The organism is Hyphomicrobiales bacterium, assembly GCA_016125495.1.
Taxonomy (GTDB): Bacteria; Pseudomonadota; Alphaproteobacteria; order Rhizobiales; family RI-29; genus RI-29.
Genome location: WGLQ01000014.1, coordinates 46,264 through 72,548, shown reverse-complemented (window position 1 = coordinate 72,548; position 26,285 = coordinate 46,264). Strand labels below are relative to the sequence as shown.

The 26,285-nt window shown below is 65.9% G+C and carries 22 protein-coding genes; 11 read left to right on the top strand and 11 right to left on the bottom strand.

What is annotated here, in order from left to right:
• Positions 1-60: 60 nt before the first annotated feature.
• Positions 61-1,143: an LPS export ABC transporter permease LptG gene (gene lptG, locus GC150_11560; GenBank protein ID MBI1385537.1), complete on the bottom strand. Its 1,083-nt coding sequence runs from the start codon at positions 1,141-1,143 to the stop codon at positions 61-63.
• Between the two features lie 4 nt (positions 1,144-1,147).
• Complete coding sequence (locus GC150_11555; protein MBI1385536.1) at positions 1,148-2,467, bottom strand: LptF/LptG family permease; 1,320 nt, start codon at positions 2,465-2,467, stop codon at positions 1,148-1,150.
• Between the two features lie 322 nt (positions 2,468-2,789).
• Here GC150_11555 and GC150_11550 point away from each other — a divergent pair, with 322 nt between their 5' ends.
• From GC150_11550 to GC150_11515, 8 genes are all read left to right on the top strand, one after another.
• Positions 2,790-4,325, top strand: a complete 1,536-nt coding sequence (locus GC150_11550) for a leucyl aminopeptidase (GenBank protein ID MBI1385535.1) — start codon at positions 2,790-2,792, stop codon at positions 4,323-4,325.
• 48 nt (positions 4,326-4,373) lie between these two features.
• Positions 4,374-5,576 carry a cystathionine gamma-synthase gene (locus GC150_11545; protein MBI1385534.1) on the top strand — a complete coding sequence of 401 codons (1,203 nt, stop codon included), beginning with the start codon at positions 4,374-4,376 and terminating at the stop codon, positions 5,574-5,576.
• A 266-nt stretch (positions 5,577-5,842) separates the two neighbouring features.
• Positions 5,843-7,495, top strand: coding sequence for a diguanylate cyclase (locus GC150_11540; GenBank protein ID MBI1385533.1), 1,653 nt, complete (start codon positions 5,843-5,845; stop codon positions 7,493-7,495).
• 378 nt (positions 7,496-7,873) lie between these two features.
• Positions 7,874-8,878, top strand: a complete 1,005-nt coding sequence (locus tag GC150_11535; protein ID MBI1385532.1) for an ABC transporter permease subunit — start codon at positions 7,874-7,876, stop codon at positions 8,876-8,878.
• A gap of 13 nt (positions 8,879-8,891) precedes the next feature.
• The gene (locus GC150_11530; GenBank protein MBI1385531.1) at positions 8,892-10,049 is read left to right on the top strand and encodes an ABC transporter permease subunit; all 1,158 of its coding nucleotides are present in this window, start codon (positions 8,892-8,894) and stop codon (positions 10,047-10,049) included.
• 10 nt (positions 10,050-10,059) lie between these two features.
• Entirely contained in the window at positions 10,060-12,132 is a 2,073-nt protein-coding gene (locus tag GC150_11525) for a dipeptide ABC transporter ATP-binding protein (protein ID MBI1385530.1), read from the top strand.
• A gap of 138 nt (positions 12,133-12,270) precedes the next feature.
• Positions 12,271-13,161, top strand: coding sequence for a phytanoyl-CoA dioxygenase (locus GC150_11520; GenBank protein MBI1385529.1), 891 nt, complete (start codon positions 12,271-12,273; stop codon positions 13,159-13,161).
• A 72-nt stretch (positions 13,162-13,233) separates the two neighbouring features.
• On the top strand, positions 13,234-15,609 hold the full coding sequence (locus GC150_11515; protein MBI1385528.1) for a DUF1989 domain-containing protein: 2,376 nt from the start codon (positions 13,234-13,236) through the stop codon (positions 15,607-15,609).
• An 87-nt stretch (positions 15,610-15,696) separates the two neighbouring features.
• Here the strand turns inward: GC150_11515 and msrA are convergent, their stop codons facing one another.
• Together msrA and msrB are read right to left on the bottom strand one after the other, a co-directional pair.
• Positions 15,697-16,266: a peptide-methionine (S)-S-oxide reductase MsrA gene (msrA, locus tag GC150_11510; GenBank protein MBI1385527.1), complete on the bottom strand. Its 570-nt coding sequence runs from the start codon at positions 16,264-16,266 to the stop codon at positions 15,697-15,699.
• Positions 16,267-16,420: 154 nt separating this feature from the next.
• Positions 16,421-16,933: a peptide-methionine (R)-S-oxide reductase MsrB gene (gene msrB / locus GC150_11505; GenBank protein ID MBI1385526.1), complete on the bottom strand. Its 513-nt coding sequence runs from the start codon at positions 16,931-16,933 to the stop codon at positions 16,421-16,423.
• A 259-nt stretch (positions 16,934-17,192) separates the two neighbouring features.
• Between msrB and GC150_11500 the strand changes: the two genes are divergently transcribed.
• The gene (locus GC150_11500) at positions 17,193-18,494 is read left to right on the top strand and encodes an O-acetylhomoserine aminocarboxypropyltransferase (protein ID MBI1385525.1); all 1,302 of its coding nucleotides are present in this window, start codon (positions 17,193-17,195) and stop codon (positions 18,492-18,494) included.
• A gap of 36 nt (positions 18,495-18,530) precedes the next feature.
• Here the strand turns inward: GC150_11500 and GC150_11495 are convergent, their stop codons facing one another.
• From GC150_11495 to GC150_11475, 5 genes are all read right to left on the bottom strand, one after another.
• Positions 18,531-18,872: a 2Fe-2S iron-sulfur cluster binding domain-containing protein gene (locus tag GC150_11495; protein MBI1385524.1), complete on the bottom strand. Its 342-nt coding sequence runs from the start codon at positions 18,870-18,872 to the stop codon at positions 18,531-18,533.
• Positions 18,862-19,275 (bottom strand): glyoxalase, encoded by a 414-nt coding sequence (locus GC150_11490; GenBank protein ID MBI1385523.1) that lies wholly within the window; start codon positions 19,273-19,275, stop codon positions 18,862-18,864. The genes GC150_11495 and GC150_11490 overlap by 11 nt, the downstream gene beginning before the upstream one ends.
• 40 nt (positions 19,276-19,315) lie before the next feature.
• Positions 19,316-20,674 carry a selenium-binding protein gene (locus GC150_11485; GenBank protein MBI1385522.1) on the bottom strand — a complete coding sequence of 453 codons (1,359 nt, stop codon included), beginning with the start codon at positions 20,672-20,674 and terminating at the stop codon, positions 19,316-19,318.
• 130 nt (positions 20,675-20,804) lie between these two features.
• Complete coding sequence (locus GC150_11480; GenBank protein MBI1385521.1) at positions 20,805-22,415, bottom strand: TIR domain-containing protein; 1,611 nt, start codon at positions 22,413-22,415, stop codon at positions 20,805-20,807.
• Between the two features lie 56 nt (positions 22,416-22,471).
• Entirely contained in the window at positions 22,472-22,858 is a 387-nt protein-coding gene (locus tag GC150_11475) for a 4-carboxymuconolactone decarboxylase (protein MBI1385520.1), read from the bottom strand.
• A 102-nt stretch (positions 22,859-22,960) separates the two neighbouring features.
• Here GC150_11475 and GC150_11470 point away from each other — a divergent pair, with 102 nt between their 5' ends.
• Together GC150_11470 and GC150_11465 are read left to right on the top strand one after the other, a co-directional pair.
• Complete coding sequence (locus GC150_11470) at positions 22,961-23,743, top strand: SDR family oxidoreductase (protein MBI1385519.1); 783 nt, start codon at positions 22,961-22,963, stop codon at positions 23,741-23,743.
• 71 nt (positions 23,744-23,814) lie between these two features.
• Positions 23,815-25,455 carry an AMP-binding protein gene (locus tag GC150_11465; GenBank protein MBI1385518.1) on the top strand — a complete coding sequence of 547 codons (1,641 nt, stop codon included), beginning with the start codon at positions 23,815-23,817 and terminating at the stop codon, positions 25,453-25,455.
• Positions 25,456-25,475: 20 nt separating this feature from the next.
• Here GC150_11465 and GC150_11460 read toward each other — a convergent pair whose 3' ends face one another.
• A complete protein-coding gene (locus tag GC150_11460) occupies positions 25,476-25,955 on the bottom strand; it encodes a hypothetical protein (GenBank protein MBI1385517.1) in 480 nt (159 codons plus the stop codon).
• Positions 25,956-25,994: 39 nt separating this feature from the next.
• A complete protein-coding gene (locus GC150_11455; GenBank protein MBI1385516.1) occupies positions 25,995-26,246 on the bottom strand; it encodes a hypothetical protein in 252 nt (83 codons plus the stop codon).
• Positions 26,247-26,285: the final 39 nt, after the last annotated feature.

Here is a 26,285-nt window from a genome sequence, read left to right as displayed (position 1 = left end):
ACGCGGTCCGGGGCGAACCCGTCCGATCCCGCCGAAGCGCTGCCCGATCATGCAACGGCACTAGCCGTCCTCCTGGTGTAGCAAAGCGGTGGCCGCGAGTGATGTCGCCACCACGATGGGCACCCAAGTCGCCAGTTGGGGAGGCACGAGGCCGGACAAACCGACCTGCCGAGACATCTCTGCAAGTATGAAAAACCCGAACCCCGTCACGATCCCCACGACGACCATAGTTTGGATGCCGCCGAACCGGAATGCCCGCAAGGACACAGTCGCCCCCAAAAGAACCATGGCCGCGAGCATCGCCGGGCGGGCCAGCAGCTGGCTCATCTGCAGTTCGTACTTGATGGTCGGCAGCCCGGCCCGGCGCGCCAACTCGATCCGCCGTGGCAAGTCGTAGACGGACACCGAAACGATCGATCCGATGGCGTTCGTGACCTGCTCCGGCGTGAGGTACGTGGCGATCTGGTAGGTCGCAAAGAAGGCCGCTTCCTCGCCGGGGCTCGACACCCAGGCCTTCTCGAGTTCCCAGAAGCCGTCGCGCAGTTCGGCGGTCGCGGCATCGACCCGTTCGACGAAGTGATGCTCACGATCGTACTGGAGCACGGTGACGGCGCCGAGCAGCAGACCGTTGCGGGCCGTGGTCTTGGCGCTGAGGACGGTCTGGCCGTCGATGCTGTCCTGGCGGAGCCAGGCTCCGGCCTTCGTGCGCAGGAGTGACTGCTCACGCCCGAAGGCCTCGGCGCGCAGTTCCTCGGCGTGGGCCCGCGCCACCGCGGCGAGTGGATTGTAGAGCCCGACGGTTGCAACCCCGATGGCGCCGGCAACGATGATGCCCGGGAGCGCGAACTGCCAGACCGAGATGCCCGCGGCCCGCACCACGACCAGCTCCGATGAGCGGTTCATCATGAGGAAGGCGCCGATGGTGCCGACCAGCGTCGCGAACGGGAGCGTCAGCTCGCCGTAGGCGGGCATGCGCAACAAGGTGATGTAGGCCATCAGCCCGAGGCCCGCGCCGCCATACTTGCCGGACTGGCGCAGGATTTCGATGAAGTCGACGAGGTAGATCAACACCAGACAGACGACGAAGGCCCCGGTGATGGCGACAATGAACTTGCCAGCGATGTAGCGCCCGAGAAGCCCCATGGTGTCAGGCTCCCCCGCGTTGGCCGACGTGCCGACCACGCACCGGTCGAAGCCGGCTCGCCAACCAGTCGCCGGACCGCCAGATCCGGTCGTCCCAGGCCTTTCGCCAGCTGCTCGGCGCGCGCGGCGTCATGCGCAGGTGCACGTGAACGGCGGCAGCGGCGATGCAGGCGAGCGGCCACAGGTAGACGAGTGGAACGAACGAGGCCTTCAGCGCCACGAGGTTGGTCGCCGCGAGCCCGGCAAGTCGGGCGCCGGCCGCCAGCGTGAACGCGGTGATCACCGGTTGGATGCGTCCGGTCCGGTTGGTCTGCGCCAGGCCGAGGTGGGCGAGCGCGATCATGACGAAGGCGATGGGATAGAGAACCGAGGCGAAGCGCTCGTGCAGCTCCGAGCGGAACTTACCGGGTGCGGACAAGAATTGCAGGTCGTCCGGCGCCGGGTTCAACAGCTCGCCGAGATAGCGTGCGCGCGGCTTCAGCGAGGTGATTCCGTCGTCGGGTTCCATCTGGGCGATGTCGATGGCGTACTGATCGAAAACGATGATCTGGGCGCCATCGCTGCCGAGCGTGCGGCGAACGACATGGCCGTCGTACATGACGAGGTAGGCGTCGGGATCGCGCTTCACGACAATGGCGCGCTCGGAGATGTAGGATGCCGAGACGTTCGGGTCGCGCTCGTCGTGCATGACGAGGCCGAGCAACTCGCCCTCCATCGTGCGTTCGCGGATGTGGAACGTGAGCCGGTCCTCCGGACTGGTGAATTCGCCCGGCTGTATGACCTGGGAGAGAAGGTCGGTGCGCACCTTGATGACATAGGCCTCGAGGGTGCGAACGCTCCACGGCAGGATGACCAGATTGAGCGCCAGGAGCGTTACCGTCAGCAGGCCTGCGATCAGCATGAAGGGACGGGCGAAGCGCCAGACCGGCGCGCCAGAGGCGGTCATCACGATGAGTTCGCTGTCGGCGTTCGATTTGTTGAGCGTGTGGATCACCGCGATCAGCAAGGCGATCGGAGCGATGATGGCGACGAGGTTCGGTATGGCGAGGAGGGTGATCTTGATGAAGGTCCAGGCATCCTGCCCTTTGGAGGTCAGGAGGGTCAGCTGCATCAACGCGGTGGCGATCCAGACGACGCCGGTCAGCGAGAGGAGGATGAGGAGGAAGGCGCCGGTCGCCTGCTTGAGGAGATAGCGGCTGTAGAGATCCATCTCTCGCTCTCCCCCACCGAGTGACGACTGCGAATTCGGCCAACCGTACGGTCGGCCTTCGCCCCACCGACCCGGCGCCCCGTATCCGACGATCGCCGCCGGCCGCACCTCCATAACCCGAGTCCGCCTCTCGGCGGCACCCCTGCAATGGATCGGCCTGCCCCCAACTTACGCACCCCTGATCATTGCCGCGTGATCGTGACGAAAATGGGCACGCCAGTCCGGGTGCACTGGCGCGTTGACCTTCGCGCGCGCGTGGCCATCGCCTCGCGGCGCCATTTGTGATTTGATCCAGTTTCCTTTCATCACGACCGCTTCGCAGCAGGGACCGCCCCGAAGCTGCGGCGGCCGCGCCGCCCCCTGTCCCCACGGACGCCGCACCGGACCCAGGCCCGGGGCCGGCGAACACGCAAGAACGCAGCGAAAGGCCTGCTCGATGCCCATCACAGTCGACATCTCGTTCACCTCACTGGAGAAGGCTCAGGGTGAAACCCTGGTGGCCCTCGCCGAAGCCAAGTTCGGTCTCGGCACGCGTGCCCAGGCCCTCGACAAGGCAGGCGACGGGCAACTGAAGCGAGCCGCCAAGGCAGCCGGTTTCAAGGGGGCCACGAAGTCGGCCTTGGATCTGCTCGCCCCGCATGGGCTGGACTGCGACCGCATCCTGTTGGTCGGTGCCGGCGACGTTTCGGCGCTCGGGCGCAACGACTGGGTCCTGCTCGGAGGACGCATCTACGGTGAGCTCAAGCGCCGCCGCATCGCCGAGGCGACCGTCATTCTCGAGACCAAGAGCGCGCCCGTCGAGCCGGACGCGGCGGCGGCGGTGGCGCTCGGGGCGCAGTTGCGCGCTTACAGGTTCGACGAGTTCAAGTCGCAGGCGCCCAAGTCCGGCGACGGCGATGACGAGGCCGGAGAGGATGGCGCCAAGAAGGGGCCGGGCAAGCTGCGCTTTGCGGTCAAGGAGCCGGGCAAGGCGGAGAAGTGCTTTGCCGAGGAGACGCACGTGGCGGCGGGTGTCGGCCTTGCACGCGATCTCGTCAACGCGCCCGCGAACGCGCTCGGCCCGGTCGAGTTCGCCGACCGGCTCGCCAGCCTCGCAGAGCACGGTCTCGACGTCGACGTGCTCGACGAAAAGGCGCTTGGCAAACTCGGCATGGGCGCACTGCTCGGCGTTGCCCAAGGGAGCGCCCGGCCGGCCCGCGTCGTCGTCATGCGCTGGAACGGCAGTGCCAAGAAGCGGGCCAAACCCATTTGCTTCGTCGGCAAGGGCGTGGTCTTCGATACCGGCGGCATCTCACTGAAGCCGGCCAAGGGCATGGAGGACATGAAGGGCGACATGGCGGGGGCGGCCGCGGTCGCCGGCGTGATGCGCGCGCTCGCCGGACGCAAGGCGCCGGTCAACGCGGTGGGCATCGTCGGCCTCGTCGAGAACATGCCCTCGAGCAAAGCCCAGCGCCCCGGCGACATCGTGCGTTCCCTCGCCGGCAAGACCATCGAGGTGCTGAACACGGACGCCGAGGGCCGACTCGTGCTCGCCGATCTGCTCTGGCATGCCGAGGACAGTTTCAAGCCGCAGGCGATGATCAATCTGGCGACCCTCACCGGAGCCATCATGGTGGCCCTCGGCAAGGAGCACGCCGGACTCTTTTCCAATGACGACGAGCTTGCCGCGGGGCTCATGGCGGCCGGGCAAGCGACGGGCGAGCGGCTCTGGCGCATGCCGCTCGATGCCGCCTACGACCGCGAACTCGATTCCAAGACCGCCGACATGCGCAATATCGGTGGTCCCTATGGTGGCACGATCATCGCGGCGCAATTCCTCAAGCGCTTCGTGCGCGAGGTTCCCTGGGCCCATCTCGATGTCGCCGGCACCGCGATGGCCTCGGCTTCGAGCGACGTCAGCGAAAGCTGGGGCTCGGGCTTCGGCGTGCGCTTGCTGGACCAACTCGTGCGCGACGTCTACCAGGAGCGTTGAGACGGGGCGGGAGCGAGGGAGGCTGCCATGGCCGGGAGCGGTGGTCGGATGGGCGACAACAGGCGCGGGCCGCGCACCCTCGCCATCCATGCCGGCGAGGCGCCCGACCCGACGACCGGTGCCTCATCGCCCTCGCTCGTGCTCTCTTCCACGTTCCTTGCCGATCCCGATGCCGGCTTTTCCGCGCACGCGGACGGGGCGACCGAGGCCGACGGTTTCATCTACGGGCGCTGGGGGAATCCGACCGTCCAACAGCTCGAGCGCAAGCTCGCCGCGCTCGAGGGCGGTGAGGCGGCCCGCTGTTTCGCCTCCGGCATGGCGGCCTCGAGTGCCGTGCTGCTGACGGTGCTTTCGGCCGGCGATCACCTCGTCGTCAGCGACACCAATTATGCCGGGACAGCCGAATTGGTGCGACACACGTTGCCGCGCTTCGGAGTGGCTGTGAGCCCCGTCGACACCAGCGATCCGCAAGCCATCGCCGCCGCCATGCGGCCCGAGACGCGCCTCGTCTGGATCGAAACGCCGGCCAACCCGATCCTGCGCCTGACCGACATCGCGGCGGCGGCAGGGATCGCCCACGACGGCGGGGCGAAACTCGCGGTCGACTCGACCTTCGCGACACCGATCGCAACCCGCCCGCTCGACCTCGGTGCCGACTATGTCGTGCATTCCCTGACCAAATACATCTGCGGCCACGGCGATGCGCTCGGCGGTGCCGTCGTCGGTGGCCGAGAGGCGATCGCCGCACTCGATCTCGAGGCGGTGATACACCACGGCGGTATCCTCAGTCCGTTCAATGCGTTGATGATCATGCGTGGTGCGGCCACGCTGCCCCTGCGCATGGCCGCCCACGAGGCGGGCGCACTCACCGTCGCGCGTTGGCTCGAAGGCGATCCACGCGTCGCGCGCGTCAACTATCCGGGGCTCGAGAGCCATCCGCAGCACGACCTGGCGCGGCGCCAGATGGCGAATTTTTCCGGCATGATCTCCTTCCAGGTCGAAGTGCCGGGACCGCAAGCGCGGCGGCGCATGGCCGATCGCCTGGAGATCGTCCATTACGCCGTCTCGCTCGGCCATCACCGAAGTCTGATCTACTGGATCGGCACCGATCAGATCATGGAGAGCAGCCTCGGCCTCACCGGCAGAGCGCTCGAGAGCTATCGGGAGTTCGCCGGTGACGGTGTGTTCCGCCTGTCGGTCGGCCTCGAGGATCCGGACGACATCATCGCCGACCTCGACGGCGCGCTCTAGCCTCCGAGAGGCATTGAACACGTCGCAAGCCCGAAGGCCACTTTGCGCCAGACGATGTCGCACACGGACACGTGGTTGCATATTGGTCGGCTATCCCTCACCCTGTGCCGCACGAGAGCTTGGCCCATTCGACGACCTTGGCGCCATGACGGAACCATTATCAGGCCATCAGCTCGGATTGGACCGCCCGAATGAAGGGCGGTCAGCGGTATCGCTTCGATCTCAAGGCTCGAAGCTCGGTCTCAAACTTACGGGAGGATAACGGGATGAATTTCCGGAAGTGGAACGGGCGCGAATTGCCCAAGTTCGTGACGGACATGGCTGCCGATGTTCGCAAGACGGGCGACGCCGTCAGCCGCCGCGAATTCCTGGCCATCGCCAGCGTGTTCGGCGCTACGGCCGCCTCGGCCTATGCCATGATCGGGCTCGATCTGCCCAAGGCGCACGCCATGACGCCCAAGAAGGGCGGCGTGCTGAAAATGCAGATGATCATCAAGGAGCCCAAGGATCCGCGCTCCTACGACTGGTCGGAGATGGCCAACGTCACGCGCCAGTGCAACGACTATTTCGTGCGCTATACGAAGGACTTCACCTTCGAGGGGCACCTCATCGAGAGCTGGGACGTCAACGACGACGCGACCGAGTACACGCTCAACGTGCGCAAGGGCGTCAAGTGGTCGAACGGCGATGATTTCACCGCCGACGACGTGATCTTCAACCTCACGCGCTGGTGCGACAAGTCGGCCGAGGGCAACTCGATGGCCGCGCGCGTCTCGGCGCTGATCGATGCCGGCACGGGTAAGGCTGGCGACGGCGCCATCACCAAGGTCGACGACCACACGGTGAAGCTGAAGCTCAACTCCTCGGACATCACGATCATCGCCGGCATGGCCGACTATCCGGCGCTCATCGTGCACCGCGACTTCGAGAAGATGGGCTCCGACACGCTGAAGATGCCGGGCACCGGCCCCTTCGAGATCGTCTCCTACGAGGTCGGCGCGCGCGTCGTCCTGAAGCGCCGCGAGAACTTCACCTGGTGGAAGGGTGAGCCCTACCTCGATGGCGTCGAGTTCATCGACTACGGCCCGGATGCCGGCAACGCGGTGGTGAGCGCGCTCGAAGCCGAGGAAATCGACTGCAACTACCAGACCGTCGGTGAAACGGTCGGCCTGCTCGACGGCATGGGCCTCGTCAAGAACGAGGTCACGACCTCGGCCACGGTGGTCATCCGCACGAACATCACCAACAAGCCTTACGACGACAAGCGCGTGCGCAATGCACTCCAGCTCGCGGTCGACAATGCAACGGTTCTGGCCCTCGGGTACAACAATGCCGGCACCGTGGGCGAGAACCATCACGTCTGCCCGATCCACCCGGAATACTACGAGCTGCCGAAGATCGGTCGCGACATCGCCAAGGCCAAGGCTCTGATGACGGACGCTGGCCAGATGGGCCACGAATTCGAGCTGATCAGCTACGATGCCGAGTACGTCAAAAGCCCGGCGGACGTGATCGCGGCGCAGTGCCGCGAGGCCGGATTCAACGTCAAGCGCACCGTCATCCCTGGGTCCTCGTTCTGGAACGACTGGACGAAATACCCGTGGTCGACGACCGAGTGGAACATGCGCCCGCTCGGCGTGCAGGTGCTGGCACTCGCCTATCGCTCGGGTGAAGCCTGGAACGAAACCGCGCTCAACAACGCGGATTTCGATGCCAAGCTGAAGGCGGCGCTCGCCGTGGCCGATGCCAGCAAGCGCAAGGAACTGATGAAGGACATCGAGTCGATCCTTCAGGACTCGGGCGTCATCATCCAGGCCTTCTGGCGTTCGCTCTATCGCCATTCGCACGCCCACGTGAAGGGGCTCTACAAGCACCAGACCTACGAGATCCATCTCGACGAGGTCTGGCTCGACAAGTAAGGCGAGCCACGTTCCATCCGGGGAAGGCGCTCGCGCCTTCCCCTTCTCGCGGGCCAATGGCGATTGCCGCCTCGGCTTGATGCGGGCATCGCAGCCCGGCCAATGAGCATCCTATCAGCAACCATCGCCTGAAGTGCGGTGCCGGCGCCCGCGTTCGGGCCCGTGAGCGTTGCGTTTCGAGATCAGGAGCAGGAATCATCGCTGCCGAGTAACCGGTGGAGCCCTCGCGGGTTGCGCCGGCGAGCCAGTCGGGGCAGCATTGCAACAGAACAAAATCTCCGAGGCCGCGAAGGGGGACGGCAACAGAAGCCCCCACGGATCACTGGAGCGATCGGGAGGAAGACAATGCTGATGTTCCTACTGCGCAGAGCAGGGGTGATGGCCCTCACCATGCTCTTGCTCAGCATGGTGGTCTTTTTCTTCGTCAATCTCGAGCCGAACCTGAAAAAGCTCGCGACGTTCCAGACGGAAATGCGCGCGTCCGAGGCCGAGAAGGATTCCTGGCTGGAGCGGAACGGCTACCGCGACAACTTCTTCGTACGCTACGGTCGCTGGATCGGCATCGTCCAGAAGCAGCCGGCGATCGATCCGGCGAGCGGCCAGGCCGTTCCCCGTTTTCGCTATTGCAACGAACCCGGCGAGCCGACCTATTCGGGCATTCTCCAAGGCGACTTCGGCTGCTCGACGGCCTTTCGCACCACCGTCAACAGCCGTATGCCCGAGGCACTCAAGGCAACCGGCATCCTCATGTTCTGGGTGATGGTGGTGATGGTGCCGGTGTCGCTCGTCATCGGGGTCCTCGCCGGCATGCGCGAGGGCTCGCGCCTCGACCGCTCGCTCTCCTTTCTCTCGATCGGTTCAACCGCGACGCCTGAATATGTCTCCGGCGTGATCTTTACCGCCGTGTTCGCCTCCTACCTCGGTTGGCTCAACGGCTCGGCGGCGACGGCGCTCACCAAGGGCGTGACGTTCCACAACTTCACCCTGCCGGTGATGACCATGGCGATCTATGGCATCGGCTACATCGCGCGCATGACGCGGGCCTCGATGGCCGAGGTGATGACGGCCCAGTACATCCGCACCGCCCGCCTCAAGGGTCTCAGCTTTTCGTCGGTCGTCCTGAAGCATGCCCTTCGCAACGCGCTGATCGCCCCGTTCACCGTCATCATGCTCCAGTTCCCATGGCTCCTGACGGGCGTCGTGGTCGTCGAGACCATGTTCAATTACAAGGGCTTTGGATACATGCTCGTGCAAGCGGCCGCCAACAACGACATCGATCTCCTGCTCTCGTGCGGGCTCGTCGCGGTCGCTCTCGTCCTCGTAACGCAACTGATCTCCGACATCGGTTATGCGTTCCTCAACCCGCGCATCCGCGTCAGCTGAGGGGGAGCGAGACATGGAAAAGCTCGGTTTTGTCGCGATCGTCGTGGAATCGATCGCACGCTTCTGGCCCGTCTGGGCCGCGCTCGGCACGGTGCTCGTCATCGTTTTCCTCTTCAAGCGCCGGCTCGGCCTCTTCGGGCTCCTCTTCGATTCGAGCGCCGGCATTCTCGGCGTGATGATCTGCCTCTTCTGGCTCTTCAGCGCCGTCTTTGCCGATATCATCGCGCCGTTCGATCCGCGCGTGCAGATCGCGGTGATGAAAAACGCCGTGCCGGGAGCGATCGAGCCGGAATCCAAGCTCGCGTTCCTGCTGGGTGGTGACCACCTGGCGCGCGATGTGTTCAGTCGTGTCGTGCATGGCTCGCGCATCGTGCTCACCATCGCGCCGGCGGCAACGCTGATCGCCTTCCTCGTCGGCATCGCGCTCGGCCTTCCGGCTGGCTACTTCGGCGGCAATACCGACAACGTGCTCTCGTTCCTGGCCAACCTGGTGCTGGCGTTTCCGGTCATCCTGCTGTTCTACCTGCTGGTCACTCCGGGGATCATGGACACGCCCATTCCCTACGCCATGGCGGGCGTTTTCTTCATCGTGCCCATCATATTCTTCCTGGTGCTGTTCTGGACCCGCTTCAAGGACCGGCCGGACCGGCTCTATCCCTACCTCGGGCTGACGCTGGCGCTCGGGGCCTGGGTCTATGCCGGCCTCGTGTTCGATGCCGATCCGCTCGGCATCATTTCAATCGAACCCAACGAACTGAACATCTTCGTTGCGGTGGTCTTTGCCTCCTCGCCGGGCGTGTTCCGCATCGTGCGTGGCCTCGTCATGGACATCAAGACGCGCGACTACATAGCCGCCGCCCAGACACGTGGCGAGACGCCCTGGTACATCATGCTGTGGGAAATGCTTCCCAACGCCCGCGGCCCGCTCATCGTCGATGCGTGTCTGCGCATCGGCTACACGACCATCCTTCTCGGAACGCTCGGCTTTTTCGGTCTCGGCATGGGGCCGGAAAGTCCGGACTGGGGCACCGCGATCAAGGACGGCTCCCAGGTCGCGCAGCTGCGCCTCTATTATTGGCAGGGCGTCGCTCCAGCTTTTGCGCTGATGAGCCTCGTGCTCGGTCTCAACCTGCTCGCCGACGCGCTGCGCGAAGAGAGCCTCAAGGACTGAGGAGACCACCATGGCAGACCCGATCCTCGAGATCGAGAATCTCTCCATCTCGTTCTTCACGCGGGCGGGGGAAATCCCGGCCGTCATGGACTTCTCCTGCAAGGTCATGCCCGGGGAGGCGATGGGCCTCGTCGGGGAGTCGGGCTGCGGCAAATCGACCGTCGCGCTCGGCATCATGCGCGACATGGGCAACCGCGGGCGCATCGTCGGCGGTCGCATAAAATTCCGCGGCCGCGACATGGGCGACATGAGCGACGAGGAGTTGCGTGACCTCAGGGGCTCCAAGATCGCCATGATCTACCAGGAGCCGATGGCGAGCCTAAATCCGGCGATGAAGGTCGGGCGCCAGTTGATGGAGGTGCCGCTCCTGCACGACAAGGTGTCGAGCGCGGAGGCCTACAAGCGCTCGCGCGACATGCTCGCCGCCGTGCGCCTGCCGGACCCCGACCGTATCATGGGCTCCTATCCGCACCAGATCTCCGGTGGCCAGCAGCAGCGCATCGTCATTGCCATGGCGCTTCTTTCCAAGCCCGACCTGCTGCTGCTCGACGAGCCGACGACGGCGCTCGATGTGACCGTCGAGGCGGGCATCATCCAGCTGGTCAAGGAACTCGGCCGCGAGATGGGCATGAGCATGCTTTTCATCTCGCACAACCTCGGGCTCATCCTCGAGACCTGCGACCGCATCACGGTGATGTATTCCGGCGAAGCGGTCGAAACGGGCACCGTGCACGACGTCTTCGATCGTATGCGCCATCCCTATACGCAGGGTCTCTTCAATTCGATCCCGCTGCCGAGCGCCGACAAGAACCGCCGTCCGCTGGTCGCCATCCCGGGCCAGCTGCCGCTTCCGCACGAGCGCCCGAAGGGCTGCAATTTCGGCCCCCGCTGTCGCAGCTTCCTCGAGGGCGTTTGCAACGCGGCCGAAATCCCGATGATGCCGGTGGCGGGCATGGCGGGCCACGAGTCGCGCTGCGTTCGCATGGCCGAGATCGACTGGGACGCAGAGCCCGACCGCAAGGTCGTCAGCGAGCCGGTCGCGCCGGGCGACGTCGTGCTCGATATCCGCAACCTCAAGAAATATTACTCCGTCTCCGCCAACAAGATCTTCGGTGGCGGCGACACGCGCACCGTCAAAGCCAACGAGACGATCAGCCTCACCGCGCGCGAGGCCGAGACGGTGGCGATCGTGGGCGAGTCGGGTTGCGGCAAATCGACGCTCGCGAAAATCCTCCTCGGGCTCGAGACGCAGACCGACGGTCAGGTCATGCTCGGCGACTCCGAGATCGGAAAGACCGATGTCTCGGATCGGCAAACCGAGACGGTCAGCTCGGTCCAGATGGTCTTCCAGAACCCCTTCGACACGCTCAATCCGAGCTATTCGGTCGGCTCCCAGATCATCCGCACACTCGAGAAGTTCGGGATCGGTCGCAATCCGCGCGAACGGCGCGAGCGGATGCTCGAGCTGCTCGACCTCGTGAAACTGCCGCGCGCCTTCGAAAAGCGCATGCCGCGACAGCTCTCGGGCGGCCAGAAGCAACGCATCGGCGTGGCCCGGGCCTTTGCCGGCGAGCCGCAGGTCGTGGTGGCAGACGAGCCGGTTTCGGCGCTCGACGTTTCGGTTCAGGCGGCGGTGACGGAACTCCTCATGGAGATCCAGCGCAAGGCCAAGACGACGATGCTCTTCATCAGCCACGACCTCTCCGTCGTGCGCTATATCGCCGACCGCGTCGTCGTCATGTATCTCGGTCACATCGTCGAGCAGGGCACGACCGATCAGATTTTCTCGCCCCCGTACCATCCCTATACCGAGGCGCTGCTCTCGGCCATTCCGATCGCCGACACCAAGGTCAAGAAGAAGCACATCGTCCTCGAGGGCGAGATTCCCTCGGCACTCAATCCGCCTCCCGGGTGCCCGTTCCAGACGCGGTGCCGCTACAAGTCGCAAGTCCCCGGTGGACTCTGCGAACGCGAGGTGCCGCCAGTGCGAAACCTCGGGGCCGGGCATCAGGTGAAGTGCCACCTCGCCGAGGACATCCTGGCGCGCATGGAACCGGTGATCGAGGTGCCGGAGGCGGTCTGAGGGCGAGGCCGGGGGGCGGCGCGGTCCGCTGCTCGAGCCGTGGTCCGGGTGTTCTCAGCCATCGGGCGACCTGCTAGATTGCCTCGTCCCTCCGGCCGCGCGCCGGACGGATGCGCTGCGTGCAGGGGAGAACATCGTATGTCATCGCTGGCAACCGAAACGGTGAAGGCGGCCGTGGAGCAGTTCCGCGAGGAAGGCTACGCCATCGTCCGCCAGTTCATCGACGGCGACGAGGTCGAACGCCTCCAGGCCGAGACACGCCGGATGTACGAGGAAGGTCTGAAGCACCATGCCACCTGGCGGCATGGCAACCTGGCGTTCGAGATCCTGCCGGAGAGTGATTTCGGGCGGCGCTATGTCGTTCAAGCCTATTGGATGGCCTGGATGAGCCCCTACTTCGAGAGCTTCCGGCGGCACCCGAATTATCTCGCCATTCTCGAACCGCTGATCGGGCGCGACATCAAGCAGGTCGCCCAGCAAATTCACTGGAAGCCACCTGGGGCTGGTCTCACAGGGTTCCGCTTCCATCAGGACCTGCGGTTCCGCGATCGCAAGGACGCCTATGCCGACATCGTCGGCGACACCATCCAGACCGGCCTCGCGATCGATCCCTCGACGACGGAGAACGGCTGCCTCAGGGTCATCCCTCGCGCCCACAAACGCGGCTATCTCGGGCTCTCCGACACCGGGCACGGTCAGATCATGGTGGGCCTGACGGCGGATGACGAATTGCGGGCCGCAGGGCTCGATCCCGCGGACATCGTGGATCTCGTGCTCGAGCCGGGCGATCTTGCGCTCTGGGGTCTGCTGACGCCGCACGGCTCGTTGCCGAACCACTCCGACCATGACCGTGCCTTCGCCATTTCGAGCTACGTGCGGGCCGCAGGCGCCGAGCGTGGTGAATGGACCTTCCGCGACGGGGTCGGTGTGCCGCTCGGGGATACGCCGCAGCTCTGCAAGTACGAACAGCTCTACGAGCGCACCGAGCCCTTCTACGACGAACGCAAGTGGTGGAAGGCCGCGAGCTGAGTTCGACGCGGGGCGCAGGCGGCCGGGGCTGCCTCGACCGCCATCGCAACGCCCGGCACCCGGGAAATGAGCATGCAGGTTCGGCCACGTTTCGAGACGCCCTACGAACGGCGCGGTGTTCTGGTGCCCGGCGTTCCGATCCTGCCGCATGGCGTCGAGCGCCATCCCGTGCCGGGCGGCGGCTCCCGCGCCATCGCCATCGGGCAGGGCGATGAAATCACCATCCTCGATGTCGCAGGCCTGCAGCGGGGCGAGATCGTGTTCTTTGCGCCGGACGGCACCTCTGATGCCGGGATGATCGGGGCGAAAGGACACGGGCGGGCGCGCGGTCTCGAGGCGGCGCTGTGCGCCGATGATGCTTCGGGCGCACGGGTGGCCCGAGCGCTCGCGGCGGCCGGTTTCGATCTCGCGCGGGCCGATGGCGCGCACGTCTTCGGCGCGGGTTCGCGAGCGGGCGACATGGAAACCTTCCACGCCGCGCGTGATGGCCTCCTCATCGTGGCGGCTCCCGGCGGGCCGATGACACCCGATGCCCAGGACGCGCCGAGCGAACTCGTCGTCTACATCCGGCGCGCCAACCCGGGGCCGGCAAAGGCGGGACGCGGCGCTCCCGAGCCGCTCGCCGACCCGCTCCTCGACATCAACATCCAGCCGGGCGAGGCGGCGACCTACCAAGTCAAGGCGGGTCAGTTCATTCAGATTCTGGACGTCGAGGGTCGCGAGTGCACGGACTTCCAGGCCTTTTCGCTCCGCGCGCTCGACAAGGGGCTCGAGCGCGACATCGATCCGACGACGACGAGATCGCTGATGGGCCGCGCGTATCCCACGCCGGGGCTGCACTCGAAGTATTTCACCGTCGATCACGAGCCGCTCGTCGAGATCGTTCAGGACACCTGCGGGCGGCACGATGCCTTCGGCCTCGCCTGCACGGCCCGCTACTACGAGGACATGGGCTATCCGGGGCACGTCAATTGCTCGGACAACATCTCGGCGCGGCTCGCGGGCCACGGCGTGCGACCGAAGGGCGGATGGCCGGCGATCAATTTCTTCTTCAACACCATGCTGGACGACACGCACGCCCTCGGCCTCGATGATCCCTGGTCACGGCCGGGTGACTACGTGCTGCTGCGGGCCGCGAGCGATCTCCTCTGCGTCTCGTCGGCCTGCCCGTGCGATATCGATCCCTCGAACGGATGGAACCCGACCGACATCCAGGTGCGTGTCTATGGCGCCAATGAGAGCTTCCTGCCATCGGTCGGCTGGCGCAGGAGCGTGGAGGGCGAAGTGCAGGCGACGCGCAAGACGGGATTCCACGACTGCTTTGCCCGCTTCACCCGCGATTTCAGGGAGTATAACGGCTACTGGCTCGCCCACCAGATGACCAGTGAGGGGGCGATCGCGGAATATTGGGCCTGCCGCGAGAAGGCGGCGATCATGGACCTGTCGCCCCTGCGCAAGGTCGAGGTGCTGGGCCCCGACGCCGAGGCGCTCATGCAACTCTGTCTGACGCGCGATGTGCGCAGACTTTCCCCGGGCCGCGTGGTCTATGCCGCGATGTGCCACGAGCACGGGGGAATGATCGACGACGGAACGCTCTTTCGCCTCGCCGAGAATAATTTCCGCTGGATCGGGGGCAACGACCGGGGGGCGGAGTGGCTGTGCGAGGTGGCGGCGGGGCGCGGTCTCGACGTCTGGGTCCGCCCGTCGAGCGAGCAACTCGCCAACGTAGCCGTTCAGGGACCGCTTTCGCGCGAGGTCCTCGGGCCGTTGGTCTGGACACCAGCAACGCGTCCGCGCGTCGATGAGCTCGGTTGGTTCCACTTCACGGTCGGCCGGATCGGGGATTATTCGGGTCCCGCGGTCGTGGTGAGCCGTACAGGTTACACTGGCGAACTCGGCTACGAGGTATTCTGCCATCCGAAGGACGCGACAGCGGTTTTCGATGCGATCTTCGCGGCGGGCGAGCCGAAGGGACTGAAACCGATCGGCCTCGGCGCCCTCGACATGCTGCGTATCGAGGCGGGGCTCGCGTTCGCCGGCCATGAATTCGACGAGCGCACCGATCCCTTCGAGGCCGGTCTCGGATTCGCTGTCGCATTCGCTTCCAAGACGGACGATTTCATCGGCGGCCCGGCGCTGCGCGAGCGGGCGGCCCACCCCCAGCGCCATCTCGTCGGCCTCGACATCGAAGGCGGTGTGGTACCGGGCAAGGGCGATCCGGTGCGCATGGGAAAGGCGCACGTCGGCGCGGTGACCTCCGCCATGCGCTCGCCGGTCCTCGGGCGGGTGATCGCGCTCGCGCGCATCGATGTCCCGCACACCGCGCCGGGCACGCGGGTCAACGTCGGAAAACTCGACGGCGAGCAGAAGCTGCTGGCGGCAACCGTGACGACGATGCCGCATTTCGATCCCGAGAAGCGGCGCGTGCGCGGCCTCTACGATCGATAGACGTCGAAGGCACCGGGCGGGGTCGTGGAGCCCTCTCTTTGCGGGGACCTCGGTATGGCCGACCCGCCTCTGCCCGCTCGCCTCCGGTCAGCTCCCCGAATGGTCGATGCCGCCCCAAGCGTCCTTGCCCCAGAGCTGCTTGACGCGCGCATCACGCCCGCAGCCGTAACGGTAGCCGTAGTAACGCACCGGGTTCGTCTTGTGGAAGTTCTGATGGTAGTCCTCGCCGACCCAGAAACGGACGGGTCCACGGATGGCCGTCACGATGGGCGCGCCGAGCTGGCCGGAGGCCTCGATCTCGGCCTTCTGGCGCTCGACGATGGCACGCTCCTCGAGCGACGACGTGAAGATCGCGGTCGTATAGCTGTGACCACGGTCGCAGAACTGGCCGCCGCCGTCGGTTGGATCGATGGAGCGCCAGAAAATCTCCGTCAGCCGCTCGAACGAGACCTTGGCGGGATCATAGGTGATCTCGACCGCTTCGATGTGGTCCGCGTGATTGTAATAACTCGGGTTCTCCAGCGTGCCGCCGGCATAGCCCGAGACCGTCGCGACGACGCCGGGGACCTTGTCGAAATCGCTCTCGACGCACCAGAAGCAACCACCGGCGACGACCAGGGTTTTCGTTCCCTCGGCGGCCGCCGCAGGCAGCACCATCGGCGCCGAGCGCGGCCAGAGTACGACGGCCGCGAGAAGGGCGAGGGTCAGGCCGGAAAAGAGGCGGATGAGCGTCGATGTCGTCATGGTCTGACCTCGCGATGTGTTCGGTGAATCGGCCGATCGAATCCCCTGGGCCCACTTTCACTCGGCTTCAGCTGGCGACGGGCCCGGGCTTGAAGGTGAGCGCGACGCCGTTGTTGCAGTATCTGAGGCCGGTCGGCGCCGGACCATCCCTGAAGACGTGCCCGTGATGCCCGCCGCACCTGGCGCAGTGATACTCCGTGCGGGGATAGCCGATGAGATAATCGGTCTTCGTGCCGAGATGCTCCTCCTTGTAGGGGGCATAGAAGCTCGGCCAGCCGGTGCCGCTGTCGAACTTCGTCTCCGACGTGAAGAGCACGAGATCGCATCCGGCGCAGTGGTAGTTGCCGTCCCGCTTCTCGTCGTTGAGCGGCGAGGTCCAGGGATATTCGGTGCCAGCGGTGCGCAGCACCGCATAAGCCTCCTGCGACAGGCGCTCGCGCCATTCCTCCTCGGTCAGCACCAGCTTCTCGATGTCGCTCGAGGCGTGCACCACCGGCGACCGGGTCAGCGCGGGCACGAGCATGACGAATGCCCCGAGGCCGCCGAGCGCGAGTAGTGTGCGACGATCGATATCCATCATTCGTTCTCCCAGTGCCCGAGGAGCAGGGCGCGACGCCGACTCAACGTCAACGTCGCATCTCCGAGTTATGGGGGCTCGGGTGCGATGCGGCAATCGCAGACCGGAATTCTCGCAGAGAATTGAAAATCCGCGAGGAACGCCATTCGGCACGCCAACGCGCCCAGGGAACTTCGGTCCGCGCCTGAGCGGCATCGATTGACGTCGACCCGGCGGCCTGCAAAGACCCGCGCAACGAGGCCCACGAGAGGTTGCCCCCGCCATGACCGACACCAAGAGTTCCGCCCCGACCCCCGGATTTGCCACCCTCGCCGTGCACGCCGGCGCCGAGCCCGACCCATCGACCGGTGCGCGCGTCACACCGATCTATCAGACCACGTCCTACGTCTTCGACGATGCCGATCACGCCGCCGCCCTTTTCGGCCTCCAGGCGTTCGGCAACATCTACACCCGCATCATGAATCCGACGCAAGCGGTGCTCGAGGCGCGCGTCGCGGCCCTCGAAGGTGGCACGGCGGCACTTGCCGTCGCCTCCGGCCATGCCGCCCAACTCCTCGTTATGCACACCCTGCTCGAGCCGGGTGACGAGTTCGTCGCCGCCCGTCAGCTCTACGGCGGTTCGGTCAACCAGTTCGGTCAGTCCTTCAAGAAGATGGGCTGGACGGTGAAATGGGCCGACGGGAACGATCCGGCCTCGTTCCAAGCGCAGGTGACGCCCCGCACGAAGGCGATTTTCATCGAGAGCATCGCCAACCCCGGCGGTCTCGTCATGGACATCGCCGCGATCGCCGCGGTGGCCAAGAAGGCCGGCGTGCCGCTCATCGTCGACAACACGCTGGCAACGCCCTATCTCTGCCGCCCGAAGGAGCACGGCGCCGATATCGTCGTTCACTCGCTGACCAAGTTCCTCGGTGGTCACGGCAACTCGGTCGGCGGCATCATCGTCGACTGCGGCACGTTCGACTGGATGGCGAGCGGACGTTATCCGACACTCTCGGAGCCGTGCGAGAGCTATCAGGGAATGCGCCTTGCCGAGACCTTCGGCAACTTCGCCTTCGCCATCGCCTGCCGTGTGCTCGGCCTGCGCGATCTCGGGCCGGCGATCGCACCCATGAACGCGTTCCTCATCAACACCGGCATCGAGACCTTGCCGCTCAGGATGGACAAGCACTGCGCGAACGCGCTGGCGGTCGCCCGCTTCCTCGAAGGCCATCCGGGGGTCGCCTGGGTCAGCTACGCTGGCCTCGAGGGCAATCGCTATCATGCGCTCGCCCGCAAATACTGCCCCAAGGGGGCGGGCGCCTGCTTCACGTTCGGCGTCAAGGGTGGCTACCAGGCGGGCGTCGGCGTCGTTTCCAATGTCAAATTGTTCTCCCATCTCGCAAACCTCGGGGATGTGCGCTCGCTCATCATCCATCCGGCCTCGACCACCCACCGCCAGCTCAGCGACGAGCAGCGTACGGCAGCGGGTGCCGGTTCGGACGTCATCCGCATCTCGGTCGGCATCGAGGACGTCGCCGACATCATCGCCGATCTCGATCAGGCGCTGAAGGCGGTCGCATAGGGTTGACGGGAGCCGCATGCGTGCGGGCCTGGGCGATCAGGCGCCCCGGCCCGCGAACGGGTTGCGGTGCAGGTCGTCGTGCGTTTCGACGCCGACCTCGACGGTGCAGTCGGTGCGTGGGTGGGCGACGCAGAGGAGGACGTAGCCGGCCTTGCTCTGGCGCCGGTTGAGGGCGGTGCCGCCAGGCTGGCGGACCCGGCCGGAAAGGAGCCTGCCGGCGCAGGTGATGCAACCGCCATAACGGCAGGCAACCGGCAGTGCCAGTCCTTCTCGCTCGCAGACGTCGAGGATGGTCTCGTCCTCGCCGACCAGGACGATGCGCCCACCCCGGTTGGCGATGGTGATCCGATGGCGGGGTGAGGTGCGCTCAGCCGCCATGCCGAGCCCAAGGATCGTATTCCCCGACGTTCCAGAGATTGCCCTCGGGATCGCGGAACGAAAAGGCCCAGCCGCCGTAGTTCTCCTCCTCGAGGGGGCGCACGATTTCGCCGCCCTTGGCGAGCGCCCGATCGTGGACGGCACGGGCATCGGCCACGACCACATAGGCGCTCTGCGAATTGCCGCCGAGCGTGCGGGCCGTCGATTGCAGCTTGCCGAACGCATCGTCTCGGGCCGAGCCGAGCATGATCATGCCGCCGCCGAGCGCCAGCTGGGCGTGTGCGATGCCGCCCATGCCATCCTCATAGATCGCATGGCGCTCGGCGCCGAGAACGTCGCAGAGCCAGGCGATCGCGGCCGGCGCATCGTGGTAGCGCAGGGTCGGAATGATCGTGCTCGCCATGGCGTCTGTCCCCGTGGTCTTGCTCGCTCTTTGCTCTGCCTCAGAGCCAGATGTCGCTCGTCACGTCGCCGCCCGGATAGCGCATCTCATGGGCGCGCGAGGGGCCGTTCGGCTCCTTGCCGAAGTCGACGAGGAAGTCCTCGTTGATTTTCATGCCCCCGTTCTCGGTGTCGCAGTCGACGAGGAACATCTGTCCGCCCTTGGATTTCATGTCGGGGTAGAACTGGTTGTCCCAGGTCGAAAAGAGCGAGGTCGTCACGTAGAGCCGCTTGCCGTCGAGCGAGAGCTGGATCATCTGCGGCGCGCCGCGCACGGGCTTGCCGTTCACCTTCTTGGCCTTGCCGAGGAGGCCGCCGATCCAGACCTGGCCGGTGAGGCGCGGGCGCTTGCGATCGGTGATGTCGTACTGGCGCAGATCGCCATGCAGCCAGTTGGAGAAATAGAGGTAGCGATCGTCCATCGAAATGAGGATGTCGGTGATGAGCGAGGGCATCGGAACCGGGAAATCCTTCACGTCGATCGCCGGGATGTCGATCACCTTCTTCAGGTGGATTTCGCCCTTGGTGTCCTTGCGCCAATGGAAGACGTTCGAGGAGAGGGTTGCCGCGAAGTAGCCGTGCGTCGAGCGCGGATCGTGCAGGCCGCGCACCTCGAGCGGGATGAGCCCTTCGGCGCCGAGGTCGAAGGTGCGGGCGATGCGCTTGCCCTTGAAATCCCAGAAGTGCACCTGCTGGCCGTACTTGCCCTTGGAGACGTCATCGAGGTCGAAGCCGGGCATGAACGTCTTCGGCGCCGCCCACTCCGAACTCACCATCATGTTGTGGCGCGGCTGGTACCAGAAGTCGTAATTGTATTTCATTCCCTCGATGCCGTTCTCCCAGCGCCCGAGGATGTTGAAGTCCTGATCGAGGTGCAGAAAGCCGCCTGGCCCGTTGCCCTTGGCGTCGCCGAGCATGGAGATGATGATGTCGGCGCCGAGGCAGTGCACGGTGTGCGGGCCCGAAAGGTTCGTCTTCTTCTTGATCTCGCTACCCTTGACGACCTTGTGGAGCTTGGGATTGCGGGCGTCTGATGTGTCGACGATGTTGATGTTGGAGGTGCGCACGCCGGGCAACAGCAGATACTGGCGCTTCTTGCTGGCATCGCCATGGCAGCTCGAGCAGGCGTTCCAGCCGGAGTGGTGGAGTTCGTCGCCGACCTGCGGCATCTCCGTGCGGGCGATGACCTTGGAATAGGTCCGGCTGTCAGGGTCGACATCGACGGTTGCGAGATAGTCGGGCTTTTCGATTCCAGTGCCGACGTAGAGCGCGACGGTATAGAGGAGTTTTTCTCTCGGCGCCGACATCGCCTCTTTGGGTGAGGCATAGCCCGGCCCGCAGCAGTGTTTGTTGGATGCCATGTCTCGTCCTCCCAGGTTCGGGCTGCATCACGGCAGCACTCGTTGTGCCTCCATTCGATCACTCGATGCGCCGCATTGCAACGGTGTTGCGCGGCACGGGCCGACTGTCGTGCAACCGCGACGACACTCGTCAGTAGAGGAACATGAACCCGAGAGCGATCGCCGCGCCGATGAGGAGGACGAGACCGAGGCCGCCGATCGCTGTGATGGAGCGTAATCGGGGCGTTCTTTCCTCGGGTTCATCATATTCGTACTCGTCGTCGTCGGCTTCTTGCCAGCGGTCCGTCAGCATTCGCGTCGGATGCGGTTGAGCGGCGTTGTGGTAGCCTGCGTCGTAACCCCTCTGATCGTATTGGAAAGGCTGGTGCGGGGGGTGGCCGTGGGGAGCGTAACCGGAGTGTTGCGCCTGATGCCCGACGTAACTGGAATCGTCGTCGTATTGGTAACCGCCGGAATCGTAGCCGGGTGGCGCGCCGTAGGCGGGCTCGGCATACGATGCGAATTGCGGCGCGTAGTCGCCACCTGGTTGGCGGTCGGCGCGAGGCTCGGTGTCCGTGTGGCGCGCATAGGTGTCCGGCACGTTGGCCGCGTAGGCATCGAACGCGGGTGCGGCACTTGCCCGCTGGGGAGCCTCGGGAGCACGGGCTTCGTCTTGCGGTGGGGTGGCCTCGGGAGTGCGTGCCACTGGTCGGTGCCTCACATCCGCAGTGCGAGTGGTGTCTTTGGAAGCCCGTCTGCGGATGCGGCCCGTGCTTGCCTGCGCGGCGGGTGCCGACGCCGTCTCGGCACGAACCAGCAACGTCGGCATGTTCTCGTCGAGCCACGCGCCGACATCGACGCCTGGGGGCTCACTTGCTCTGGTGGGGGCGGTGACCTGTGGTGTGGCGAGCGATGATGATCGTCCGTCGCCCGATTCCGAGCTTCTGACAGCCTCGGCAATGGTTCGATCGAATTGCGCCTTGCGCTCGGCTTGCAGTTTTTGCTCCGTTTTGCGAAGGGCTTTGGCCTTGCGCGCTGCTTCGGCCTTTGCCTCCGCGATGACTGCGGCCGCCTTGACGCCGGCGGGTGTGCCGGTGAGCGTTGCGGCAAAGGTCAGAACTTGTTCGTTCATGCCGGCCCTGATGATCGGCAGCAGGCCTTCAGAAAGTCGCTCGCGGGCCACCGGTGCGAACTGACCGTTCGGGTACTGGCGCAGAAAGCGCACGAGCTTGTCCGGCTTCGGGTCCTCCCAGACGAGCAGCCAGTCCCTGCGCTCGCGTCCCAACGCCTCGTCCGGCGGGGCGGTGGTCGCGGATGTGGTGAGGGTGGAAATGCCGGCGCCGTCGAAGCCGATGAGGCGACCTCGCGCGACTCTGCCGGTCTCACCCACTTCGACGCCGAGTGCCGCGAGACCGCGATAGATCGCATCGCGGTCCGACAGGAAGGCGATGTGACCGACATCGAACGGTGGCGGCACGAGATCGAGATCGAGGCCATCCTCGGCGACCTGGATGAGTTTTCCGGCCTTGTTCGCCCGGTTCGCCTCCGACTTCACCCAGGCCGAGGTGACCGACTGTGCGGTCCAGATGACGATGACGGCACGTGCGGCCGCGAGCTCCGCGAGGATTTGCGTGTCGAAGTCGCCAACCGGAACGAGCGCCGTATCCCACCAGACCGACAGTCCGCGCGCGGCAAGATCGCCCGCGAGGTCCTTGGTGACCTCGGGCTTCTTCTTGGAATAGCTGATGAAGACGTCCGCCATCGCCGTCGCTCCCCCGCGCCATTCACCACGCGGCGGTGAGCGGCGTCAACGCGCGCTCAGCCCGACTTGCCGTCCAGCTCCGCCAGGATGCGGTTCGCTCGGCGGAAACACTCGACGCCGACCGGGACGCCGCAATAGATCGCGGCCTGGTGGATGCAGGCGCGGATCTCCTCGCGCGAGACGCCGTTGTTGATCGCGCCTTTGAGATGCAACTCCCACTCCTCCATCCGGTTGAGCGCCGCGATCATGACGAGGTTGAGCATGGAGCGGGTCTTGGGCGGCAGCGTCTCGTCGCCCCAGCCGAAGCCCCAGCACCATTCCGTCATCATCTCCTGGAAGGGCCGGTTGAACTCGGTCGCGCCCGCCATGGCGCGCTCGACGTATTCGGCGCCGAGCGTCGCCTTGCGCTGGGCGAGGCCCTTCTCGAAGCGATCGCGGTCCATGTGTCCTCCTCGGCTTGCCATCTGACGGTCTCGGGTCGCAACATGGCAGCCGGTTCGGGTCGGGGTCAACGACGGCCCTTCAATCGGCGGGAGCGTTGCGGGATGGCGACGGCAAAGCGCATCGAGGATCAGCGCGTGGTGATCGCCGGCGGCACGGCCGGCATCGGGCTGGCGGTCGCGGGCGCGTTCCTCGAGGCCGGCGTGCGGCGACTCGCCCTCATCGGGCGCGGCCGCGAGAGGGCCGAGGCGGCGGCCGAGGACCTCGGTAAGCGGCATCCATCGGCGCTCATCTGCTTTTCGACCGGCGACATGACACGGCCCGGCGAGGCCGAGGTCGCCGTCGGCGAGCTCGCGGCCAGGCTCGGCGGCATCGATACGCTCGTGGTCTCGACCGGCGGCGACGACGTTCCGCGCCTCTTTCACACGACGCCGATCGAGTCGATTCCGGGTACCATCGAGCGCGGCCTGCTCGGCCCCCTCCTCGCCGCGCGCGCGGCGCTCCCGCACATCGAGGCGGCCGGTGGCGGTGCCATCGTCACCATCGCCTCGGATGCCGCAAAGATCGCAACACCCGGCGAAACGGTGATCGGCGCGATCATGGCCGGCATCGTCATGTTCTCGCGCGCACTCGCCATCGAGGCCAAGCGAAGCGCCATCCGCGTCAACTGCATCACACCGTCGATCGTACGCGATACGCCGCTGTACGACCGCCTGATGGCCGACCCGTTCGCCGGAAAGCTCTTTGCCAAGGCCGAACGGATGGCGCATCTCGGTGTCGTCGAGCCGGGCGACCTCGCCGCGCTCGCCGTGTTCCTCGCGGGGCCTGGCGGCGCGCGGATCACGGGGCAGGCGATCAGCGTGAACGGCGGCATCTCGGCAGCCTAGGCAACGCCGGAGCATGACCCGTCGCGGTCCGGCTGGAGGGCCGTGGTGGCATTCCAAGGGAGGGTTTCTCGATGCGGCTGTCGGGCGCCACGTACGAGGATGTCGTCGCCGGCTTTCGATGGGATCTGCCGGCCCGCTTCAACATTGCCGATGCGATCTGTCACCGCCATGCCGAGGGCGCCGGGCGCGACGATCCGGCGCTCATCGTCGAGCGGGCCGATGGCGCCCTCGAGACCTACACGTTCCAGGACGTTTCGGTCCTCTCGCGGCGCCTTGCCAATGCGCTCGCCGGGCATGGTGTCGGGGCGGGTGACGTCGTTGCCGTGCAGTTGCCGCAGGCCCCGGAAACACTCATCGCCCACGTCGCCATCCAGACGCTCGGGGCGATCGCGCTGCCGATTTCCCTGCTATTTGGACCGGATGCCGTCCAGCACCGGCTCACGGACAGCAGAGCACGGGCGATCGTCACGACGGCCGCCGGCTGGGAGCGCATCGCAGATGCCTGCGGCGGCGTCGAGACGCTCGGCCAAGTCGTGCTGATCGATGGCGGCGGTCTCGAGCCCGGCGGCAATCGGCCCGGAATTCTGGGCTTCTGGCCGTTGATCGAGCGCGCCTCGCCGACCCGCGCGAGTGTACCGACCGGCATCGATGCCCCGGCGCTCCTGATGTACACGTCCGGCACGACCGGCAACCCCAAGGGCGTGCTGCATGCCCAGCGCGTGCTGCTGGGCCATCTGCCGGGCGTAGCCTTGCCGCACGAGATGGCCCCGCGAAAGGGCGACCGCTTCTGGACGCCGGCCGACTGGGCGTGGGCGGGCGGGCTGCTCAATATCCTCTTTCCGGCGCTCTACTGGGGACTGCCGGTGCACTGCGGGCGGGCCGAGAAATTCGATCCCGAAGCGGCCTTCGCATTCCTCTCGCGCCATGCCATCGCCAACAGTTTCCTACCACCGACCGCGCTCCGGCTGATGCGTCAGGTGGAGCGCCCGCGCGAACGACACGCCTTCGCGCTGCGCTCGATCGGCTCGGGAGGGGAAAGCCTCGGCGAGGACATGGTCGGTTGGGGCCGCGAGACGTTCGGTGTCACCATCAACGAGTTCTACGGGCAGACGGAGGTCAATCTCGTTCTCGGTAACTGCGCCGGCCTCTTTCCAGTGCGTGCCGGATCGATGGGCCGGCCGATCCCCGGGCACCGCGTGGCGGTGGTCGATCCGGAGGGAGAGCCGGTTGCGGACGGCCACGAGGGCGTCGTCGCGGTCGCGAGGCCCGATCCCGTGATGTTTCTCGAATACTGGGGCAATCCGGAGGCGACGCAGGCGAAGTTCCGGGGGCACTGGTGCCTCCTCGGCGATGTCGCGACACGCGATCCGGAGGGATATTTCTGGTTCAAGGGGCGCGATGACGACATCATCAATTCCGCCGGTTACCGGATCGGGCCGAGCGAAGTCGAGGACTGCCTGATGCGCCATCCGGCGGTCAAACTGGCGGGCGTCGTCGGGGTGCCCGATGCGATCCGTGGCGAGGCGGTGGCGGCCTTCATCGTGCCGGCCGAGGGCGTGGTCGGGACCGATGCGCTCGCTGTCGAGATTCAACAGTTCGTGCGCGAACGCCTCGCCGGGCACGAGTATCCCCGCCACATCCGTTTCATCGCGGAAATGCCCATGACGGTGACGGGCAAGATCAGGCGTCGTGATTTGCGCGGCCGGCTCTGAGGTGCTGGCGCTGGCGCCTTTCAGCGTGCCATCAGCCGCGCATGCTCCTTGGCGGCGATGTCGGTGATGTAGGCGCTGAAGGCGTCGTCCTCGCCCTCGAGCAGTTCGGGCAGAAGCAGTCGGAAATCGTCCCGCCGGCACCACTCGCGCATGTCGTCCTCCCACGACAGCCAGCGCCGGCGGGCGTCGCGGTCCATGTCGTCGTCGTAAAGGATGATATAGGCCTTCTCGAACAGCGACACGAGCATGCGAAAGATGATGAGGCGTCGCTCGGACTGTTCCGCCGTCATCGTTGCGGGCGGGTGCGACCGGCTCATCAGGAGGAGGTCGGCATTGTCGAGGGTGAGGCGCAGAAAGTTGTCGTACTCCTCCGAGAGGTTGCGGTGCAGTTCGCTCGCCTCGTTGCGCCGCTGGCGACGCTCCTCGTTGAGGAAGACGAGGATGGCGACCGGAAAGCCGAGGATCGTCACGAGATAGCTCAGTGCCTCGAGGTAGATCACGGTCTACTCCCTGAGGTCGGGGCGTGGCCCGGTCCCGTGTCAGGCGCGGTGGCGCACCGCTCCGAGCAGGCGCGCCCAAAGCGTGCCACCGGACATGCGCCCGACGATGAAATAGGCGGCGATCAACCCGAACAAGAGCAGCGCCGGCCAACCCTCGAGACTGAAACCCTCGGCGGTGCGGCCGCCCGTGAACGATGCAACGAGAAATCCTAGAACGAAGAATGCGGTGAAGAAGTCGAGGATGAAGGCGACGATGATGCGCCACGTCGCCACTTGTTTCCGTTCCGCCATGTGCTCGTTCTCCCCGATCCGACGTGGCACCCGTTGTTC

Excerpts from the sequence above, each read along its gene's own strand:
- GC150_11490 (MBI1385523.1), bottom strand. The coding sequence starts at position 19,275 with ATGGCGAGCACGATCATTCCGACCCTGCGCTACCACGATGCGCCGGCC.
- GC150_11465 (MBI1385518.1), top strand. The coding sequence starts at position 23,815 with ATGCGGCTGTCGGGCGCCACGTACGAGGATGTCGTCGCCGGCTTTCGA.
- msrA (MBI1385527.1), bottom strand. The coding sequence starts at position 16,266 with ATGGTGCTGCCTGCGGCGGCCGCCGAGGGAACGAAAACCCTGGTCGTC.
- GC150_11495 (MBI1385524.1), bottom strand. The coding sequence starts at position 18,872 with ATGGCGGCTGAGCGCACCTCACCCCGCCATCGGATCACCATCGCCAAC.
- GC150_11455 (MBI1385516.1), bottom strand. The coding sequence starts at position 26,246 with ATGGCGGAACGGAAACAAGTGGCGACGTGGCGCATCATCGTCGCCTTC.
- GC150_11530 (MBI1385531.1), top strand. The coding sequence starts at position 8,892 with ATGGAAAAGCTCGGTTTTGTCGCGATCGTCGTGGAATCGATCGCACGC.
- GC150_11520 (MBI1385529.1), top strand. The coding sequence starts at position 12,271 with ATGTCATCGCTGGCAACCGAAACGGTGAAGGCGGCCGTGGAGCAGTTC.
- GC150_11470 (MBI1385519.1), top strand. The coding sequence starts at position 22,961 with ATGGCGACGGCAAAGCGCATCGAGGATCAGCGCGTGGTGATCGCCGGC.
- msrB (MBI1385526.1), bottom strand. The coding sequence starts at position 16,933 with ATGATGGATATCGATCGTCGCACACTACTCGCGCTCGGCGGCCTCGGG.
- GC150_11485 (MBI1385522.1), bottom strand. The coding sequence starts at position 20,674 with ATGGCATCCAACAAACACTGCTGCGGGCCGGGCTATGCCTCACCCAAA.
- GC150_11525 (MBI1385530.1), top strand. The coding sequence starts at position 10,060 with ATGGCAGACCCGATCCTCGAGATCGAGAATCTCTCCATCTCGTTCTTC.
- GC150_11550 (MBI1385535.1), top strand. The coding sequence starts at position 2,790 with ATGCCCATCACAGTCGACATCTCGTTCACCTCACTGGAGAAGGCTCAG.
- GC150_11480 (MBI1385521.1), bottom strand. The coding sequence starts at position 22,415 with ATGGCGGACGTCTTCATCAGCTATTCCAAGAAGAAGCCCGAGGTCACC.
- lptG (MBI1385537.1), bottom strand. The coding sequence starts at position 1,143 with ATGGGGCTTCTCGGGCGCTACATCGCTGGCAAGTTCATTGTCGCCATC.
- GC150_11540 (MBI1385533.1), top strand. The coding sequence starts at position 5,843 with ATGAATTTCCGGAAGTGGAACGGGCGCGAATTGCCCAAGTTCGTGACG.
- GC150_11535 (MBI1385532.1), top strand. The coding sequence starts at position 7,874 with ATGGCCCTCACCATGCTCTTGCTCAGCATGGTGGTCTTTTTCTTCGTC.
- GC150_11500 (MBI1385525.1), top strand. The coding sequence starts at position 17,193 with ATGACCGACACCAAGAGTTCCGCCCCGACCCCCGGATTTGCCACCCTC.
- GC150_11545 (MBI1385534.1), top strand. The coding sequence starts at position 4,374 with ATGGGCGACAACAGGCGCGGGCCGCGCACCCTCGCCATCCATGCCGGC.
- GC150_11515 (MBI1385528.1), top strand. The coding sequence starts at position 13,234 with ATGCAGGTTCGGCCACGTTTCGAGACGCCCTACGAACGGCGCGGTGTT.
- GC150_11475 (MBI1385520.1), bottom strand. The coding sequence starts at position 22,858 with ATGGACCGCGATCGCTTCGAGAAGGGCCTCGCCCAGCGCAAGGCGACG.
- GC150_11555 (MBI1385536.1), bottom strand. The coding sequence starts at position 2,467 with ATGGAGGTGCGGCCGGCGGCGATCGTCGGATACGGGGCGCCGGGTCGG.